Consider the following 17,764-nt stretch of genomic DNA (forward strand, 5'->3'; position numbering starts at 1 on the left):
GTTTCGTGACCGTCACTTCCGCGGTGCAAAACTTTTGCCGGCGGCGCTGCGAAACGGCTCTATTCGACGCCCAGAACATCGGGTGTCTGCCAGCACAGATGTTGCCCGCCATCGATGCACAGAAGCTGCCCGGTGACCGCAGGCGCGTTCAGGAAGTAGCTGAGCGCCCCGGTGATGTCCGAGCTGTTCGCCCCCCGTTCCAGTACCGTCGCGGCGCGCTGGGATGCGAAATGCTCCCGGCTCTGGCGGGCGGCGCGTAGGGTAGGTCCGGGGCCGATACCGTTGACCCGCACGCGCGGAGCCAGCGCCTGCGCCGCGGTCTGTGTAAATGCCCAAAGCCCCATCTTGGCCAGCGTGTAGGTCATGAATTCGGGCGTCAGCTTGCGCACGCGCTGGTCGATCATGTTGACGACAAGACCCTGCGCCATTGGCTCGCCATTTTCATCGTTCAGCGGGTCCGGCACCTGATCGGCCAAGGCCTGCGTCAGCACGAAGGGCGCACGCAGGTTGCTTTCGAAATGGCGATCCCAGCTATCGCGCGTGGCACTGGCAAGGGTGTCGTGATCAAAGATCGAGGCGGAGTTGACCAGCACGGTCATCGGCCCGCCCAGCGCCTCGGCGGCGTTCGGAATCAGGGGCGTCACCTCATCCTCGGCCAGCAGATCGGCCCTGAGGGTGACGGCCTTGCGGCCCAGATCGCGGATCTCGACTGCAACCGTCTCGGCCTCATCTTGCGAGCTGTGGTAATGGATGGCCACGTCATGGCCCTGCTGCGCCAGCTCGATCGCCATCGCGCGGCCCAGCCTTTTGCCTGCCCCGGTTACCAATGCGCGACCCATGCCAGCCCCCTGTTCTGTCAAAACAATACGATGGTGACATAGGCCAGATATGCCGCCGTCAAGAGAACGCCCCAGACGCGGCCGATATCCACCCGAAAGAAGACGAAGGGGATCAGCGCCAGCGACGCGGCCAGCATCACCCACAGATCAAAGGTCAGGAATTCGCGGCCCACCGGGATGGGCCCGATCAGCGAGGTAATGCCAATGATGGCCAGCAGGTTGAACATGTTCGACCCGATCACATTGCCGAGCGCCACATCCGCCTGCTTGCGCAGCGCGGCCATGACAGTGGTCGCAAGCTCGGGCAGCGATGTGCCCAGGGCCACCAGCGTCAGGCCGATCACGCTGTCACTGACGCCATACTGCCGTGCAATGATCGACGCGTTATCAACCAGAAGGCTGGCGCCCAGCGGCAGACCGACGAGGCCCAGAACCAGAAACACCGCGATGCGCCACCACGGCATGTCGGGATCCGCGCCTTCGACTTCCTCCTCCACGGGGCCCGACCGCTCGGCCCGCCGGTGGCGGGTCGCATCGCGCGCCGCATCGAACAGCATGTAGGCCAGCGCCGCCAACAGGATCAGGCCGGACCAGAAGGTGAAGATGCCGAAAAACGCCAGCGCTATGAACAGCACCGATGCGATCAACATGAAGATATAGGTCTTGCGCGTCTCGCAGCCGCTAGTGTGCAGCACCGAGAGGATCGCAGGAATGCCCAGAACCAGAAGGACATTGGCCGTGTTCGAGCCAACGACATTGCCCAGCGCCAGCCCCGGCATACCCGTGAGCACGGCATCGATCGAAATCAGAAGCTCGGGCGCCGAGGTGCCGAAGGCGACGATGGTCAGGCTGACGATCAGCGCCGGTATGCCCACCCGCAGGCTGAGATTGACCGCGCCCTTGACCAGCGCATCCCCCGCCAGCAGCAGAATAACCAGACCGAGGCTCGCGAGCGCCCAGACCATCACTTGCCAATCCCCTTCTGGCAGGAGCATGGCCCCTTGCCGATCCTGAATTTACCGCATTTCGGGCATTTTGCCGCCGCCAGCCGTTTCTGTCCGGGAAAACGCAGTTTTCCGAACATGGCCAGAACGACCATGCCGACAAGGAAAAGTGAGACGATCTTGACGATCACGGGCTACAGCCCAAAGCGCGCGTAGTGACTGCGCTCCTCAACGGCGGCGATGGCATCCTCAGCCAGGGTTGCGCCAAAGCGGCCAAAGAGGCCCTTCTTCAGGCCATAGCGCATCAGGCGCACGTCATTGCCGTACAGCTCTTTCAGCTTGGGCATCATATGCGCCTCGCCATCGACCAATCCCAGCTTGGTTGCGCGGCGGCCCAGCCAGAACTCGCCTGTGAAGATATCCGCGTTGTCGGCCAGTTTGTTCCCACGCCGCTCCTTGACGTAGTCGATGAAACCGCTGTGCAGATCCTCCAGAATGTCCTTCAACCGCGCGACATCCTCTTCCTTTTGGGGCAGGAACGGATCCAGCGTCGATTTCGACTTGCCCGAGGTATGCACGCGCCGCTCGATCCCCTGACGCGCGAGGAAGACCGGCGCGCCGAAACCGGCCGAGATCACCCCGATGGACCCGACGATCGAGCCGAAATCGACCCAGATGTCGTCCGCCGCCGCCGCCAGCCAATAGCCGCCCGATGCCGCCACATCCTCGACAAAGGCATGGACGGGCACTTTTTTTCCCTCGGCCAGACGGCGGATGCGCGCGGCGATCAGCGAGGACTGCACCGGCGAGCCGCCGGGCGAGTTGATGATTAGGGCGACGGCCTTCGGCTTGCCCCGCTTGAACGCCTTTTCCAGAATGGGCGCCAGCGCCTCATCATTCAGGGCCATGCGGCTGGTGCCGATGGTGCCTTTCAGCCGGACGACCGCGACGCGCGGGCGGGACTTGAGGAAAGGTAGACGGGATTTGAGCGTGGACCAATTTGTCATTCCGGGGATGTATAATCCCCAAGGGTCCGAGACAAGGCAGCCGCGCCAGATCGCGCGCTCCTGTGATGAAAAAGGTAGGGCAAACCGCTCAGGATTTTATCCGGTAGCCGGTCTTGAAGATCCACCAGACGATCCCCAAGCAGATGCCGGTAAAGGCAGCGATGGCCAGCAGAGACCAGCCCACGCTGACATCCGCAACGCCAAAGAATGACCAGCGGAAGCCCGAGACGAGGTAGACGACCGGGTTGAACAGCGCGACGGTCTGCCAGCTTTCGGGCAGCATCGAGATGGAATAGAACGCACCCCCAAGGAAAATCAGCGGCGTGATGACCAGCAGCGGGATCAGTTGCAGCTGCTGGAAATTCTCGGCCCAGATGCCGATGATGAAGCCGAAAAGGCTGAAGCTGATGCAGGTCAGGAAGAGGAAAGCCAGCATCGCCCAGGGGTGCAGCACCTGGATTTCCACAAAGAAGCCCGCCGTGACCAAGATCACGATGCCGATGATCAGCGATTTCGTCGCCGCCGCGCCGACATAGCCCAGCACGATCTCGAGGAAGTTCACCGGAGCCGACAGCAGCTCGAAGATGGTGCCGATGAATTTCGGGAAATAGATGCCGAAGGACGCGTTGCTGATCGACTGGGTCATCACGCTCAGCATGATGAGGCCGGGCACGATGAAGGCGCCATAGCTTACGCCCTCAACCTCGTCGATGCGGCTGCCGATGGCCGCGCCAAAAACCACGAAATAGAGCGAGGTAGAAATGACAGGGGACAGCAGACTCTCCATCAGGGTGCGGAAAAAGCGCTTCATCTCGTAAAGGTAGATCGCCCAGATTGCCGGCAGGTTCATGCCTCGCCCTCCTTGATGAGACCTACGAAGATTTCCTCGAGGCTGCTTTGCGTGGTCTGAATGTCGCGCAGCGCCAGACCCTCGGCCGCGATGGCCTGCAGGAGGCGGGTGATGCCCGTGCGCTCGCCCCCGGCCTCGTAGGTATAGCTCAGCGATTGGCCATCCTCGGCCAGCGCCAGATCATACTCGGCCAGAGCGGCCGGGACCGCGTCCAGTTTCTGCATCAGGTCGATCCGTAGCGTCTTCTGGCCCATGCGCGCCATCAGGTCGGCGGTGGGTTCAACCAGCAGGATCTGGCCCTTGTTGATTACGGCGATGCGGTCGGCAATCGCTTCGGCCTCTTCGATGTAATGGGTGGTGAGGATGATGGTGACGCCGGACTTGCGCAGGTCCTCGACGATCTCCCACATGTCGCGGCGCAGCTCGACGTCGACGCCTGCCGTCGGCTCGTCAAGGAAGAGAACGCGCGGCTCGTGACAAAGCGCCTTGGCGATCAGCACGCGGCGCTTCATCCCGCCCGACAGCTCGCGGATGCGGGAGTTGCGCTTGTCCCACAGGCTGAGCTGGCGCAGGATTCGCTCGATCAGCGCGTCGTCGCGCCCCTTGCCGAAAAGCCCGCGTGAGAAGCGGACGGTGTTGATGACCTTCTCGAACGGCTCCAGCGCGATTTCCTGCGGCACCAGGCCGATCATCGCGCGCGCCTTGCGATAGCCGGTGACCACATCATGCCCGCCCACCAGGGCATGGCCGCTGGTCGGCGTGACGATGCCGCACAGCGCCGAGATCAGCGTCGTCTTGCCCGCGCCGTTAGGGCCAAGCAGCGCGATGATCTCGCCCTCCTCGATCTGGAGCGAGACGCCCCCGAGCGCGGTAAAGCCCCCGTCATAGACCTTGCCCATGTTCTGCACGTCGACGATGGCCGTCATGCCCGCCCCCTCTGTCTGATCGCTGCGAACCTAGACTATTCGGGCGCGGAGGCAATCGCGCATGCGCCAAGGGCCATGTCTGTACCGGCGCACAAACCTGCGCGCAGGCTTGCGGGAACGCCCGGCCCTTGTATGCTGCGCCAAACGAAGGGGCAGGACGAATGAGCGATCCGAAGATCATAATCGTGGGCGCCGGTGCGGCCGGTATCGGCGCAGCACTGGAATGTGCGGCGCGCGGCATACCCTATCTGGTTCTGGAGGCATCGGACCGCGTGGGCGGGCGGGCCTACACGGCGGCAGCGGGCCTGCCGACGCCCTGGGATCACGGCTGTCACTGGCTGCATTGCGCGGACGTCAATCCGCTGGTTGAGTGGGCCGACAAGCTGGGGGCGAGGTATTCGCGGCAGGGCGATCTGGGCTCAAACGTCTCCGTGTGGGATGATGGCGCGCTACAAAGTGCAGAGACGACAGCGCTTTGCAGTGCCGCGATCACCCGCGCCTTCGACGCGGTCGAGACCGCCGGCCGCGATGTGCCGATCCCCGAGGTTCTGCCCGATGCAAGCCGTTGGACACCCACCGTGCGCCTGATCCTCGCGCTGATGGCGGGCGACGATGCCGAGGGCGTATCCGCCGAGGCCTATGCTGATTATGACGATACCGACCACAACTGGCCTGTTCTGTCTGGCTACGGCACGCTTGTCACGGCGATGGCCAAGGGTCTGAATATCCACACAGGCACGCCCGTCCGCGCCATTCACCAGCGCCCCGATGGGGCGACCGTGGTCACAAACGAGGGCGATCTGGAGGCCGCGGGCGTGATCGTCACCGCCTCGACCAACGTCTTGGCGCGCGGGGGCATCCATTTCAGCGACGGGCCCGCCGCCGATCTGGCCTTCGCGCTGGACCGCGTGCCCTGCGGCGTCTACGAGAAGGTCGCCTTCGCCATGGATGCGCTGCCCCAAGAGCTGGCACAGACACGCTTTCTGACCGTCCAGCAGGGCGGGCACGACATGGCAACGAATTTTCAGATCGTGCCGGGCGAGGCGCCGATGATGCTGTGCCACATGGCCGGAGCGGAGGCGCATGCGCTGGTGATGGCAGGGCCGGACGCGATGATCGACTACGCGCGCGGCGCGCTGATACAGGCCTTTGGTGCGCAGATCGAAAGCCGCATCACCGGCAGCGCCACGACGAACTGGACCAATGATCCGCTCGTCCTTGGCTCCTACTCGCATGCGCGGCCCGGATCGGCAGCGTTCCGGCGCGAGATGATCACTCGCGACACCGGCCGCGTCGCCTTCGCGGGCGAGGCGTTTTCGCCGCAATGGCAGGCCACGGCGCATGGCGCCTATGCCAGTGGGCGGGATGTGGCCGCGCAGATGGCATCCAAGATCAGCTGATCAGCTTTTTCAGCCAGCCCTTCTTTTCGGCCTCGGGGGCCTCGTCCTCTTCCTTCGGGCCCTCAATGACTTCCTCGAGGCGGGAAAAGAACTGATCGGCCATCTTCTTGGCAAAGCCGTCGACGATGCGGCTGCCCAGCTGAGCCAGCTTGCCGCCCACCTTGGCCTCGACATCGTAGCTGAGCGTGGTGACGCCGTCCGCCTCGTCAAGACGCACATCAGCGCTGCCCTTGGCAAAACCGGCGGCGCCGCCCTTGCCCTCGCCCGTCAGGGTCAGGCTCTCGTGCTCTACCAAGTTGCTAACGGTGACATGGCCGCGAAACGTGGCCTTCACGGGGCCGACCTTCTGCGTGACGACTGCCTCAAATCCCTCCTCGGGACTGCCAGTGACCTCGGTCGCGCCGGGCACGCATTCCTTCAGCACCTCGGGGCTGAGTAGCGCCGCCCAGACGGTGGCCTTGTCTGCCTCGATCGTTCTCGTGTCACTCATCTGCATTTCAGCATCCTCCCCTGACCCCTGTCCGGGGAAGGTTAGCGCAAGGCGTCCGCCCCGCCAAGCTGGCAAAAAGCGGGCCCGCGACGCGACCGGCCGGACTGCAAAAAGGCGGCCCGGATGGGGCCGCCTTTCCAACACCAAAGCGCGACGCGCGCTCAGTAGTCCTTTTCGAAGAACACGCCGAGACCGCTATCGCCCTCTGCGCCAAAGCTCCCCTTGGCCTTGACGTTGTCGCTGATCTTTAGGTTCAGATTGATCTGCGTCTGACCTTCGCTGTCCACTTCGACTTCGGAATAGATATTCTCCGACAGGTATTTGCCTGCGCGCACCTCGGTCGTGTCATCGGCATTCGTCGTCACGTCCAGATTATCGAGGCCGACGCCCTGCCGCAGACTCCCCACCAGACCGCCGCCACCATTGCCCGTCAGCGTTGCCACTGCCGAGGCCAACTGAAGCGCCTGGAAGGCGGAAATCTGGCTGAGGTCGCGGCCAAAGATTAGTTGCGAGACAACCTGATCCTCGGGCAACTCGGGCTGGGACGAGAAGGTGATCTCAGGCTCGTCCGCCGGGCCCTCGACCGTGATCGACACCTGGATATCGCCGCTGGTGGTCTGGGCGACCAGATAGAGATAGGGCACGAAACTGCCCTGCATCCGCAGATATCCCTCGGTCAGCTCCAATCGCTTGCCCAGAAGGTCCAGCCGGCCCCGGATCAGATCGAACTGGCCCTCGGGGATGATGTTCGCGGTGGTGCCCCGCAGACGCAGCGCGCCGCCCAGCTCGGCATCAAGGCCGCGGCCCCTGATGAAGATCTGGTTCTCCGCGTTGATGCGCACATCCATGCCATAAGCCGCACCGCCCCCGTTTGCCCCATCCGCGCCCGGGCCGTTGCCGGTGTCCAGCAGATCGGCAAAGGCGCGTGTGCGGCGCACCGCCTGAGGCTCGTTCACATGCTCCAGCCCCGGCAGGCTGGCGCCCGACGCGATCGAGCCGCTGGGCACGCGCACATCGACCTCGCCCAGATTGATCGTCCCGGCGATATTCGCGCCGCCCGTGGCCGGACCGTTGAAGGTAATCCGCCCATTCGCCGTGGTGGTATACAGGCCGGGATCGGTGATGCCGACATTCTGCAGATCGACGGCAAGATCCGCCTGATATGGCGCGGCAAGGCCGATGCGCCCGTTCGCGGCCAGGCGCCCCCCTGTGTTGACGCCCGCGCCCACATCGATCTGCGCAGCTCCGCCGGTGAGATTGATATTGGCGCTGATACCCTCCAGTGCCAGCTTGGCCTTGGGCAGGGCAAGGCCCGCGCCGCTGGTGCTGATCGTGCCGGTCACCGACGACAGCGCCGGCGGGCCATCAACGCGCAGATCGAACTGCGCGACGCCCGACAGGCTGCGCGGGCTGATGAAGGAATTGGCCAGAGCAAGGGGCGCGCGGCCGTTCACGCTCAGGTCCAAAGTCCCACCATTGGCGACGCGCCCCGAGACATCTGCGGCAATGCCCGCCGGGCCGGTCGCGGCCAGATCGACGACATAGCCGCTGCCATCGCCGCGTACCGTCCCGTTGACCGTCGCCGGGCCGGGAATGCCCGGCGCAAAGAGGGCGACATTGGCCAGCCGCGCGTCGATTTTGGCCGCCGACGATCCGTCAGTGCCCAGCGTTCCCGAGGCGCTCGCGGTCAGTTGCGACGTGTCCAGGTCGGCGCGGTCAATGGTAATCCTGCCATTCGCACTGCGCGCCACATCCGCATTGAGGCTGGAGGCGCCGCGCAAGAGCTGATCGACCTGCGGAATGCCGATGGCCAGATCATCTCCGGTCACGTCCACTTGCACCTCGGCGGCACCATCGGCGGCATAGAACCCGCTTGCCGCCGCATCCAGCATCGGGGTCTCGACCTCGCCGCGCTTCAGCGTGATGGTGCCCTCTGCACTGCGGACAGCCTCGATCTGCGCGCGCGAGCGTCCGGCAAGGATGCGGTCGACATGCGGAATATCCACGGCCAGATCAGTGCCTGTGACATCCGCCGTGCCCTGCGCCGTGCCGTCCGCGCCCAGATAGCCCTGCACGTCGGCATCGATCTTGGGCGTGGTCAGCAACCCCTTGCTGAGCGTCAGCGCGCCATCCGCGCTGCGCTGCGCCGAGATTTCGGCGGTCGACGTACCGCGTAGGATGGGATCCAGCTGCGGAACTCCCACGGCCAGATCCTGACCGTTCAGAACCAAGTCAGCCTGACCGCTCAGCTGTCCCAGATTGCCTTGCGCATCAACGACCAGACTGGCCGCGCCGCCCAGATCGCGCCCGGCAAGCGCCGAGTAGGGCGCGAAATCGCTGGCGACCGCGCTGGCGCGCATGTCGAAAATGCCGGGCTTTCCGCCGACCATGTTTACCGTGCCATCCGCCGTGACGGTGGCCTCGCCGGGGCCCGAGGCGCCGGCCTTGATGGTCCAGACATTGCCGTCCTGATCGGCGCGCGCCGTGAGGCGCGCAGGCCCCTGCAAGGCAGGCTCGATCAGCGAGGCATCGTCCACCGCCAACTCCAGATCGGCCATGCTGCCGTCGGATTTGTAGGCGGCGGTAGCGGTCAATTCAGTGGAGGGCGAGGTGACGTTCAGCCGGTCAAGGAACGTGCCGTCCTTGCCGCGCCGCGCCGCCACGTCAAGCTGTGTGCGCCCGCGCAGCAGCGGATCGAGACGGGGCTGACCTACAGCCAGGTCCTGCGCGCTGCCGGTGACAGTGGCCTCCATCGTGCCCTCCGACGGAGTGTAGCCGCCATTCACCTGCACCTGCACGGCGCCTTCCAGATCCGCGCCCGCAAGCCCTGCGAAGCGCGACAGATCATCGGCTTCGACGGCGACATCAGCGGTAATGCGCGGCGCCTCCTCGGTGCCCAGCCCAATTAGCGCGGCCTTGCCGGTGATGTCATAATCGCTGCCGGTCAGTGACAGCTCGCTGAGATTGAATGGGTCGCCTTGGGTCCAGTCAAAGACGATATCGCCGCGCAGAGTCTTGCCCAAAGCGCGCGACAGGTTGCCGTCGATCATGGCAAGCCCTTCAACCGCCAGATCAAGCGCACCATCGACCTGCCCCGGCGCCGAGCCATCGCCCTTGGAGATGGTGCCGCCCCCCTCAAGCGAGGCCTGATCGACGTTCAAATCCGTCCGTTCCAGCCCGTCTGCGGTCAGCGACAGCGTCCACTCCTCGCCCTGATCCAGATCATAGGTCAGGCTGAGGTCCATCTCGTTCATGGTCGTGCGCTCGCCCGCCAAGGGCAGCAGCACCGGCTTGCCATCCTGCGCGGCCAGACGCCCGGTCAGGTCGAACCGCTCGGGCCAGCCATCGGCGCCCATCTGCAGACTGCCGTCCAGCGTCAGCGCGGCGGCGGTCAGCGACAGCGTCTCGATGCCCAGCCCGCCATTGGCGGGTTTCGATCCCTCGACCACCAGGGCCATCTCGGTGCCAAAGAAATCTCGGTATTCGGGAGCAAAGACCGGCGCGATATCGCCGCGAATATCGGCGGCAAAGCTCAGCGGCGCGTCGGTCTCGCCCTCTTGGGGGGCGGGCGCGGCCACGCTGACCGTGCCGCCCAGGCGACGCTCGCCGTCGGTATCCAGCGCGATATCGGCAGTGAAATCAGACAGGGGCGCATTGCCCTGGACGGCCAGCATCAGCGACGGTGCGCCGGGAATGCCCATCAGCTTGGACGCGATGCCGCCCTCGGCCTCGGTCCAGTTCAGGTCAATCCCAAGGTTCCGCGTCTCGTTGGCATAGGCCACATCCAGCGTGATCGCGTCGCTCGCACGGTCAAGACGGCTGATCTCCAGTTTTGCCGCGCCGGCGCCGTCTGCCAGCTCCAGCGCGCCCAAAAGCGACAGCGTCACCTCTTCGCCCAGCAAAGGCGCACCCAGAACCAGCCGTTCGATTGCGATTTCGTCGACATTTACCGACACTGGCAGATCGGGCAACGAAAATCCCGTCGCCTCGGCATCCGGTACGTCGATGGTATCGTCCGCCTGAGGCAGACGCGGCAACAGGATTTCGCCAGCGGTCAGCTGCGAGACCTGAAAACGGCCCCGCAGCAGGGCAAGGCGGCTCCAATCCAGCGTCACGTCGCGCAGGGTCAGCCAGACGCCCGCGTCATCCGCCACGGTCAACTGCTCCAGCGTCGCCTGACTGCTCAGCGCGCCCTCGAAGCCTTCGATGCGGACCTCTCGACCCGCACTGGAGAGGTTGTCCTCGATGAAGCCCTGCAGCAGGCCGCGATCATCGTCCTGAGCCGCCGCCACCTGCGGCAGCAGCAGCGCGGCGGCCAGCGCGCAGATTTGGAGGGCCCGGATTGTGAGTGACTGTATCATATGTCTCAAAATGCCTGTCCGATGCCGATATAGATCTGCACGCCGTCCCCGGTGCTGCCCGTCACGGGCAATGCCACGTCAAAGCGGATGGGGCCGATGCCGGTATCATAGCGAATTCCGAGGCCCGCGCCGCTGTGCCAGCGGCCGCTATCGTCGTAAATACTCTCTTGGCCGACATAGCCTACGTCAAAGAAGGCCACCGGGTCGAAATTCCCGGCAAGGTCGATCCGCGCCTCGGCAGAGGCGCCTACAAAGGTGCGCCCGCCGGTCAGGCCGTTACCCACGTCCACGCCCAGCGATTGGTAGGGGTGCCCCCGGACGGTATCACCGCCGCCCGAGTAAAAGAGGAAATCCTGCGGCGTGTCGGACAGGCTGGCGCCAATGATGCTGCCGAACTGCAGCCGCGTGGCCAACGTGAGGAAACCGCCCTCGTCGATCTCGCGGTAGGCGCGCCCGTCCAGAAAGATGCGCCCGCCACTGTCAGCGCCGTTGAGCGATATAAACGGCGTGGCTTCCGCCTGTGCGTAAAAGCCACCAGACGGGTCGAGCGGGTCATCGCGGCTGTCATAGGTCGCCTTGAACGGGATCAGCAGGTGGAAAAACTCCTGATTGCCGAAAATGTCCGTCTCGTCCGAATAGCGCAGGCCCAGACCGGCCTCCAGCGTCAGCTCCTCGGTCACGATCCGGCTGAAACCGAAGCCCAGCTCGGCCACGTCGGCAAGGTAGTTCGGCTCGTCCTCGCGTGCGATCCGGCCTTCGATATAAAGGGTCGTGTCCGCGCCGAATGTCGCGGGCCGCTCGAACCGGCCGCTGACCTCATAGTCGACGCCGCCGTCGGTACCCCCGGTCTGGCTGCCCAGCCCGCCAATCTCGGCGCCGAAACGCAGGCGCTCGGCACCGCCCAGAAGGTTGCGGTGCAACCAGAAGGTCGAGAGGGTGACGCCCTCATTGCTCGACACCTCGGCGCCAAAGCCGAAGCGGCGCGGCTTTTCATCTGCAATATTCATCCGGATGTCCATCACGTCGCCGTCCCGCAGCGTCTCGGATTCGGTCAGGGCCACGGATTTGAACGCACCGGTGCGGCGCAGGCGCTTGGCCGACCTCTCCAGCTCGTCCGGCGAGAACCGCTCGCCCGTAGGCAGGCCTGCGATCTGCTGCAACCGCTCGGGGCGCACCGCGCTGTTCGTGGTCTGAACCAGATTGCCGAAGGTGACGACGGGGCCAGGCCGCAAGGCGACCTGCGCCGACAGGGTGTTTGACCTGTGATCAGCGACAATATCCTGCCCGGCAATCTCGGCCTTGGCACGGCCAACCTCGCGCCAGCCCTCGATGCCCGCATCCGCAGCGGCGCCGACAATGGGCGCACGTGCGACTTCACCGCGCGCAAAATCCTCGGGCAATTCCGTTCCGGGGGCGAGCGGCGCAACGCGCGCGGTCGAGAAGGCAAAGAGCGGGCCGGGCTCCACCCGGATAACCACTTCGCGCACACCCGACGGCTTGGCGAAGGGCGACAGGCTTCCGGCCTCGCGGCCATCGACCTGGATGCGGATCACTCCGCTGTAATAGCCGTATTTGTAAAGGACCCCGAGCAATTGCGCATAATCGGCATTGGCGGCGGCGATGATATCCTGCGGGTCCGTGCGGCCGTCCTGCTTGGCGGCCAGCACGAGGGAGGCGTCGATCAGGGTCTGGCGTAGATCCTCGTCATCGGCGGGGATTACGAATCTAAGCGTGTCAACGGCGTGGGCCGCCGATCCGGCGAGGGCAAAGGCGACGACCGCCGCAATTTTCGGCAGAGTAAACGCATCCGTTCTGAAACCCACTGATATATCCTTATGTCCCTGTTCGCGGCTGACATTGGGCGCCAACTCGACTGATTCTAGGGTATCAACCGCCTTCCGGCCAGCGGGTTCCGGTGCGAAACTTGTCATGGGGATGGATCACCAAGCCGCACCGGGGCAATGAGCAAAGGTCCGCAATGTAATTCAGGGACTTGCACGCCACATGCAGGGGTCCGTGCGGCGCAACTGACATAATCGTGATCGCTGATCAGTTGCTCTTGAAGCTGCTGGCCTGCCTGGCGGCGGCGCCGCGGCGGAACCAGTCCGCAAGGCCCGGACGCAAATGGACAGGCACCACGGTATCCGTGGCAAGCGCTGGATAGCCCGGGGAGGAGCCGACGGCGATGCCGCTGAAGGCAAATGAGGGCAGAGTGCGCGCCGTGCCCGCAAGGCTGTGGGTGACGTATAAATTGCCCCAGAACAGCAGAAAGGCAAAGATCGCAGCAGACATGACACCCGGCAGGACTAGCCGCAACGTCACCTTGCAGAAGACCTGCCAGTTATTCGCCCCCCGCATCGCGCGCCGCATCTTCGAGCGTGTCATCAAAGCCATGCACCTGCACCGCAGGTGACGATCAGCGCGAAAGGCGTGATATAGACCACATGCCCGACGACCGCCGTCCAGAGCTCCGGCGAGAAATTGAGCCACCCGCCCAGCACCGAGAAACACAGAAGCGTGGCGACGCCCAGCAGAAGCTGCGGCTCCCGCGCTGGGCGAGACGGTGTTGTCGGACGGCCAGAGACAGGTCGTCGCGCTGGTGCTCAAGGGCCACTCGACCGAGGCGATCGCGCTCAAGCTGGATATCAGCGCCGATACAGTCAAGGTCCACCGTCGCCACGCCTATGCCAAGCGACGACGAAACATTCCTCATGAGGCGCCTATGCTGCCCCGCAGCATGCGCGTCCGTTTGACGCGCCCCAAAGCCGCGCGTCCGCCTTGCCGCCCACCCCCTGCCCGCTACGTCAAGTGCCAACGGCTATTGCGAGGTATGCCATGCTTGGATCATTCGACGCGGTGCTGCTGGCACGTATCCAGTTTGCCTTCACCGTCTCCTTTCACTTCCTCTTTCCGGCCTTTACCATCGGCCTCGCCAGTTACCTCGCGGTGCTGAACGGCCTCTGGCTGGGCACACGGCAGCAAAAATACCTCGATCTCTTCCGCTATTGGGTCAAGATCTTTGCCCTCGCCTTTGCGATGGGCGTCGTATCGGGCATCGTCATGTCCTACCAGTTCGGCACCAACTGGAGCGTATTTTCGGACAAGGCCGGCCCCGTGATCGGCGCGCCGATGGCTTACGAGGTCCTCTCGGCCTTCTTCCTCGAGGCGGGCTTTCTGGGCATCATGCTCTTTGGCCGCGAGCGGGTTGGCGAGACGCTGCACATGGTGGCCTGCACAGCCGTCGCCTTTGGCACATTCTTTTCGGCGTTCTGGATCCTGTCGGCGAACAGCTGGATGCACACGCCCGTGGGCTTCAGCATCGACCCCGACACCGGCCAGTTCCTGCCCGAGGATTTCTGGCAGATCATCTTCAACCCGTCCTTCCCCTATCGCCTCATGCATACGGTCACTGCGGCATACCTGACGACCGCGTTCATCGTGGGCGGGGTCGCGGCATTCCACCTTCTGCGCCACCGCCGCCGGGGCGAGGCGGCGACGCCCGCCACGCGCACCATGTTCTCGATGGCGATGTGGATGGCGGCCATCGTGGCGCCTGTTCAAATCTACTTGGGCGATCTGCACGGCATAAATACGCTGGAACATCAGCCCGCCAAGGTCATGGCGATGGAGGGCCATTACGAGAGCCATCCGGACGGCGCGCCGCTCTACCTCTTTGGCTTGCCGAATGACGAGACGCAGACGCTGGACTACGCGGTGGGCATCCCCAAGCTGTCCTCGCTGATCCTAAAGCATGACCTGAACGCGCCCTTGGCGGGGCTGGACACCATCCCGGACGCCGATCAGCCCCCCGTCGCCATCGTCTTTTGGTCGTTCCGCATCATGGTGGCGCTGGGCTTTGCAATGCTGGGCCTCGGCATCTGGTCGCTGATCGCGCGCTGGCGCGGCCAGCTCTACCACGCGCCATGGCTGCACCGCGCGGCAGTGACGATGGGGCCATCGGGCCTGATCGCGGTACTGGCGGGCTGGGTCACGACTGAGGTTGGCCGCCAGCCCTTCACGGTCTATGGCTTTCTGCGCACCGCAGACAGCGCGGCGCCTCTGGATGCGCCTGCTGTTGGGGCATCTCTGGTCGCGTTCATCGTGATCTACTTCGCGGTCTTCGGCGCAGGCACGTTCTACATCATGCGCCTGATGTCGCGCCCACCCAAGTCGGACGAAGAGCGCCTCAAGGACAGTGTGAAGGGGCCGACACGCACCGCCGGCACCACATCCGCCCCCGAAGAGGCGGTGCGCCGCCCGAACGCCCCGAAGGAGGCTTGAGCCATGCCCATCACCGAAGGGTTTTCACTGGATCTGACAACCATCTGGGCGTTTCTCATCGCCTTTGCCGTGCTGGTCTACGTCGTGCTCGACGGGTTCGATCTGGGCCTCGGGATGCTCTTCGCGGTCGAGCGCAAGAAGGGCGACCGCGACGTCATCATGAACTCGGTCGCCCCCGTATGGGACGGGAACGAGACATGGTTGGTGCTGGGCGGCGGCGGCCTTTTTGCCGCCTTTCCACTGGCCTATGCGCTGATCCTGCCCGCGCTATACGTGCCGATCATCGCCATGTTGCTGGCGCTGATCTTTCGCGGTGTTGCGTTCGAATTCCGCTGGCGGACCGAGCGGGGACGCTGGGCGTGGGATGCGGCGTTCATCGGTGGCTCGGCGGTGGCATCTCTCAGCCAAGGGATCGCGCTGGGCGCGCTCTTGCAAGGCATCCAGATCGACGAGGCCGCCCGCGCCTATTCGGGCGGCTGGTGGGACTGGGCCACGCCCTTTTCGCTGACGGTCGGTATCGCCGTGATGGTCGGCTACACCCTTCTGGGCGCGACCTGGCTGGTCGCCAAGACCGAAGGCCCGCTGCAAGAGCGGATGCGCAAGCGCGCCTGGCCGCTGGGCGTTGTCACCCTCGTCTTCATCGGGTTGGTCAGCCTTTGGACGCCGTTCCTGCAGGACGGCTATTACAGCCGCTGGTTCGGCGGCTGGAACATCCTGCTGGCGGTGGGCGTGGGCGCGGCGGTGCTGTTGATCGCCGCGATGATGTTCCGCTCGCTCACCATCCACAAGCATGAATACCGGCCCTTCGTGCTGGCCCTCACTCTCTTTGCACTCTGCTTTGTGGGGCTGGGTGTGTCGATGTTCCCCTATATCGTACCGACCGAGGTGACGATTTACGAGGCGGCGGCCCCGGCGCGCAGCCAGATCTTCATGCTGGTCGGCGCGTCCATCCTCTTGCCCATCATTCTGGCCTACACCGCCTATGCCTACTGGGTGTTCCGCGGCAAGATCGACCCGGAAGCGGGCTATCACTGATGGCAGGGCGCGCACCTGGCCCGTTGTGGAAACGGCTGGCGTGGTTTGGCGCCTTATGGCTGGCGTCCATCGCCGTGCTGGGCGCGGTGGCCTACGGGATCAGGCTGTTCCTGTTCTAGCGCCTGTCAGGCCAGGGCGATGACGCGGTCGATGACATATTCCGTCTGCTCATCCGTCTGCGCCGGGCACATGGGCAGGCTCAGAACCTCCTGCGCCAGACGCTCGGCCAGGGGCAGGCTGCCGGGGGCGTGGGCTTCATCGGCATAGGCCTTTTGCAGATGCGGCGGGATGGGATAGTGGATCACCGTGCCGATCCCGGCCTCGGCGAGGCGCTGTTGGAACGCATCCCGCTGCGGGTGGCGGATGACGTAAAGATGCCAGACCGGGTCAGCCCATTCGGGCACATGCGGATGATCCAGCCCCGCCTTCGCAAAAGCGGCGCTATACATCGCGGCAATCTCGCGCCGCCGCGCGGTGGCAGTGTCCAGCGCCTCCAGCTTGACGGCCAATACGGCGGCCTGAATGGGGTCAAGGCGGCTGTTCACGCCCTTGACGTCATTTTCATATTTCACGGCCGAGCCGTAATTGCGCAGCAGGTTCACGGCCTCCGCGATTTCGGGCTGATCGGTCGTGACAGCCCCGCCATCGCCCAGCGCGCCAAGGTTTTTCGAAGGGTAAAAGCTCCAGGTGCAGGTGCCCTGCGCGCCCACCTTGCGCCCCCTGTAGCTGGCACCATGCGCCTGCGCCGCATCCTGGAGCACCTGAAGATCATGCTGCGCCGCGATGGCATTCAGCGCGTCCATGTCCGCGGGCTGTCCATAAAGGTGCACGGGCAGGATGGCGCGGGTCCGCGGCGTGATGGCGGCGGCAACGCCGTCCGGATCGAGGTTGTAGGTATCCTCGCGCGGCTCGACCGGAACGGGCACACCGCCGCATTGCGAGACGGCAAGCCAGGTGGCGATATAGGTGTTCGAGGGCACGATCACCTCGTCGCCCGGCTGGATCCCCATGGCCCGCAGCGCCAGATAAAGCGCATCCAGCCCATTCGCCACACCCAGGCAATGCGGGCTGCCAAGGTAGCTGGCGAAAGCCGCCTCGAACGCTTCAAGCTCGGGGCCGCCAATGAAATAGCCGGAACGCGCGGCGCGCAGAAGCGCCGCTTCGATGGCGGGCTGGATCGGCGCACTGGCAGCGCCGAGATTGAGGAATGGCACCTTCATGTCGCACCTACTGCTGCAAGGAATTCGGACCTGTCGCGAATGTAATCGCCCTCGTCATAGGCGTGGGACGCCATGACCATGCAAACCGATCCGGACGAGAAATTGTCAAGATGGCGCCACATCATCGGGCAGACATAGACGCCGAAATACGATCTGTTCAGATGAAACCGCTTGGAGGCGAACCCGTCATCCAGCAGCAGATCGAAACTGCCCGACATGCAGATGACGAACTGGTGCAGCCCCTTATGCGCATGCTCGCCCCGGTCCGCGCCGCCGGGCACATCGTAGAGGTAATAGACCCGCTTGATATCGAAGGGGATATGGTTGCCCCCCTCGACAAAGGTAAGGTTACCGCGCGCATCCGCGATCTTGGGCAAATCTATGATCCGGCAGTCACTAAGCGGCATGGGC

The 17,764-nt window shown here is 64.5% G+C and carries 16 protein-coding genes; 5 read left to right on the forward strand and 11 right to left on the reverse strand.

Annotated elements, in window-relative coordinates; translation table 11 throughout:
- Positions 1-59: 59 nt before the first annotated feature.
- The 5 genes from ACEWPL_RS11625 to ACEWPL_RS11645 all read right to left on the reverse strand — a co-directional run bounded on the left by ACEWPL_RS11625 (position 60) and on the right by ACEWPL_RS11645 (position 4,566).
- Positions 60-839, reverse strand: a complete 780-nt coding sequence (locus ACEWPL_RS11625) for an SDR family oxidoreductase (RefSeq protein WP_393932403.1) — start codon at positions 837-839, stop codon at positions 60-62.
- A 17-nt stretch (positions 840-856) separates the two neighbouring features.
- A complete protein-coding gene (locus ACEWPL_RS11630) occupies positions 857-1,804 on the reverse strand; it encodes a calcium/sodium antiporter (protein WP_393932545.1) in 948 nt (315 codons plus the stop codon).
- A gap of 173 nt (positions 1,805-1,977) precedes the next feature.
- Positions 1,978-2,790 carry a S49 family peptidase gene (locus ACEWPL_RS11635; RefSeq protein WP_393932401.1) on the reverse strand — a complete coding sequence of 271 codons (813 nt, stop codon included), beginning with the start codon at positions 2,788-2,790 and terminating at the stop codon, positions 1,978-1,980.
- Between the two features lie 88 nt (positions 2,791-2,878).
- Positions 2,879-3,640, reverse strand: coding sequence for an ABC transporter permease (locus tag ACEWPL_RS11640; protein WP_393932399.1), 762 nt, complete (start codon positions 3,638-3,640; stop codon positions 2,879-2,881).
- On the reverse strand, positions 3,637-4,566 hold the full coding sequence (locus ACEWPL_RS11645) for an ABC transporter ATP-binding protein (RefSeq protein WP_393932397.1): 930 nt from the start codon (positions 4,564-4,566) through the stop codon (positions 3,637-3,639). The genes ACEWPL_RS11640 and ACEWPL_RS11645 overlap by 4 nt, the downstream gene beginning before the upstream one ends.
- Before the next feature lie 161 nt (positions 4,567-4,727).
- Between ACEWPL_RS11645 and ACEWPL_RS11650 the strand changes: the two genes are divergently transcribed.
- Positions 4,728-5,966, forward strand: a complete 1,239-nt coding sequence (locus ACEWPL_RS11650; RefSeq protein WP_393932395.1) for a flavin monoamine oxidase family protein — start codon at positions 4,728-4,730, stop codon at positions 5,964-5,966.
- Here ACEWPL_RS11650 and ACEWPL_RS11655 read toward each other — a convergent pair.
- From ACEWPL_RS11655 to ACEWPL_RS11670, 4 genes are all read right to left on the reverse strand, one after another.
- Entirely contained in the window at positions 5,959-6,462 is a 504-nt protein-coding gene (locus tag ACEWPL_RS11655) for an SRPBCC family protein (RefSeq protein WP_393932393.1), read from the reverse strand. The two genes, ACEWPL_RS11650 and ACEWPL_RS11655, sit on opposite strands and share 8 nt — an antisense overlap.
- 155 nt (positions 6,463-6,617) lie before the next feature.
- A complete protein-coding gene (locus ACEWPL_RS11660; protein ID WP_393932391.1) occupies positions 6,618-10,817 on the reverse strand; it encodes a translocation/assembly module TamB domain-containing protein in 4,200 nt (1,399 codons plus the stop codon).
- A gap of 5 nt (positions 10,818-10,822) precedes the next feature.
- A complete protein-coding gene (locus ACEWPL_RS11665) occupies positions 10,823-12,640 on the reverse strand; it encodes an autotransporter assembly complex protein TamA (RefSeq protein ID WP_393932389.1) in 1,818 nt (605 codons plus the stop codon).
- 226 nt (positions 12,641-12,866) lie between these two features.
- A complete protein-coding gene (locus tag ACEWPL_RS11670) occupies positions 12,867-13,202 on the reverse strand; it encodes an ABC transporter permease subunit (protein WP_393932387.1) in 336 nt (111 codons plus the stop codon).
- Between the two features lie 178 nt (positions 13,203-13,380).
- Between ACEWPL_RS11670 and ACEWPL_RS11675 the strand changes: the two genes are divergently transcribed.
- From ACEWPL_RS11675 to ACEWPL_RS11690, 4 genes are read left to right on the forward strand one after another with little or no spacing between them, the layout of a single operon-like run.
- Positions 13,381-13,770 carry a helix-turn-helix domain-containing protein gene (locus ACEWPL_RS11675; protein WP_393932385.1) on the forward strand — a complete coding sequence of 130 codons (390 nt, stop codon included), beginning with the start codon at positions 13,381-13,383 and terminating at the stop codon, positions 13,768-13,770.
- The gene (locus tag ACEWPL_RS11680; RefSeq protein WP_393932383.1) at positions 13,653-15,098 is read left to right on the forward strand and encodes a cytochrome ubiquinol oxidase subunit I; all 1,446 of its coding nucleotides are present in this window, start codon (positions 13,653-13,655) and stop codon (positions 15,096-15,098) included. The genes ACEWPL_RS11675 and ACEWPL_RS11680 overlap by 118 nt, the downstream gene beginning before the upstream one ends.
- A gap of 3 nt (positions 15,099-15,101) precedes the next feature.
- A complete protein-coding gene (gene cydB / locus ACEWPL_RS11685) occupies positions 15,102-16,133 on the forward strand; it encodes a cytochrome d ubiquinol oxidase subunit II (protein WP_393932381.1) in 1,032 nt (343 codons plus the stop codon).
- Positions 16,133-16,252 (forward strand): DUF2474 family protein, encoded by a 120-nt coding sequence (locus ACEWPL_RS11690; RefSeq protein ID WP_393932379.1) that lies wholly within the window; start codon positions 16,133-16,135, stop codon positions 16,250-16,252. The genes cydB and ACEWPL_RS11690 overlap by 1 nt, the downstream gene beginning before the upstream one ends.
- Before the next feature lie 6 nt (positions 16,253-16,258).
- Here ACEWPL_RS11690 and ACEWPL_RS11695 read toward each other — a convergent pair whose 3' ends face one another.
- Together ACEWPL_RS11695 and ACEWPL_RS11700 are read right to left on the reverse strand one after the other, a co-directional pair.
- Positions 16,259-17,353: a DegT/DnrJ/EryC1/StrS family aminotransferase gene (locus tag ACEWPL_RS11695; protein WP_393932377.1), complete on the reverse strand. Its 1,095-nt coding sequence runs from the start codon at positions 17,351-17,353 to the stop codon at positions 16,259-16,261.
- Complete coding sequence (locus ACEWPL_RS11700) at positions 17,350-17,760, reverse strand: sugar 3,4-ketoisomerase (RefSeq protein WP_393932375.1); 411 nt, start codon at positions 17,758-17,760, stop codon at positions 17,350-17,352. The genes ACEWPL_RS11695 and ACEWPL_RS11700 overlap by 4 nt, the downstream gene beginning before the upstream one ends.
- Positions 17,761-17,764: the final 4 nt, after the last annotated feature.

The sequence above is a fragment of the Roseovarius roseus genome (assembly GCF_043355935.2).
Classification (GTDB): domain Bacteria; phylum Pseudomonadota; class Alphaproteobacteria; order Rhodobacterales; family Rhodobacteraceae; genus Roseovarius; species Roseovarius roseus.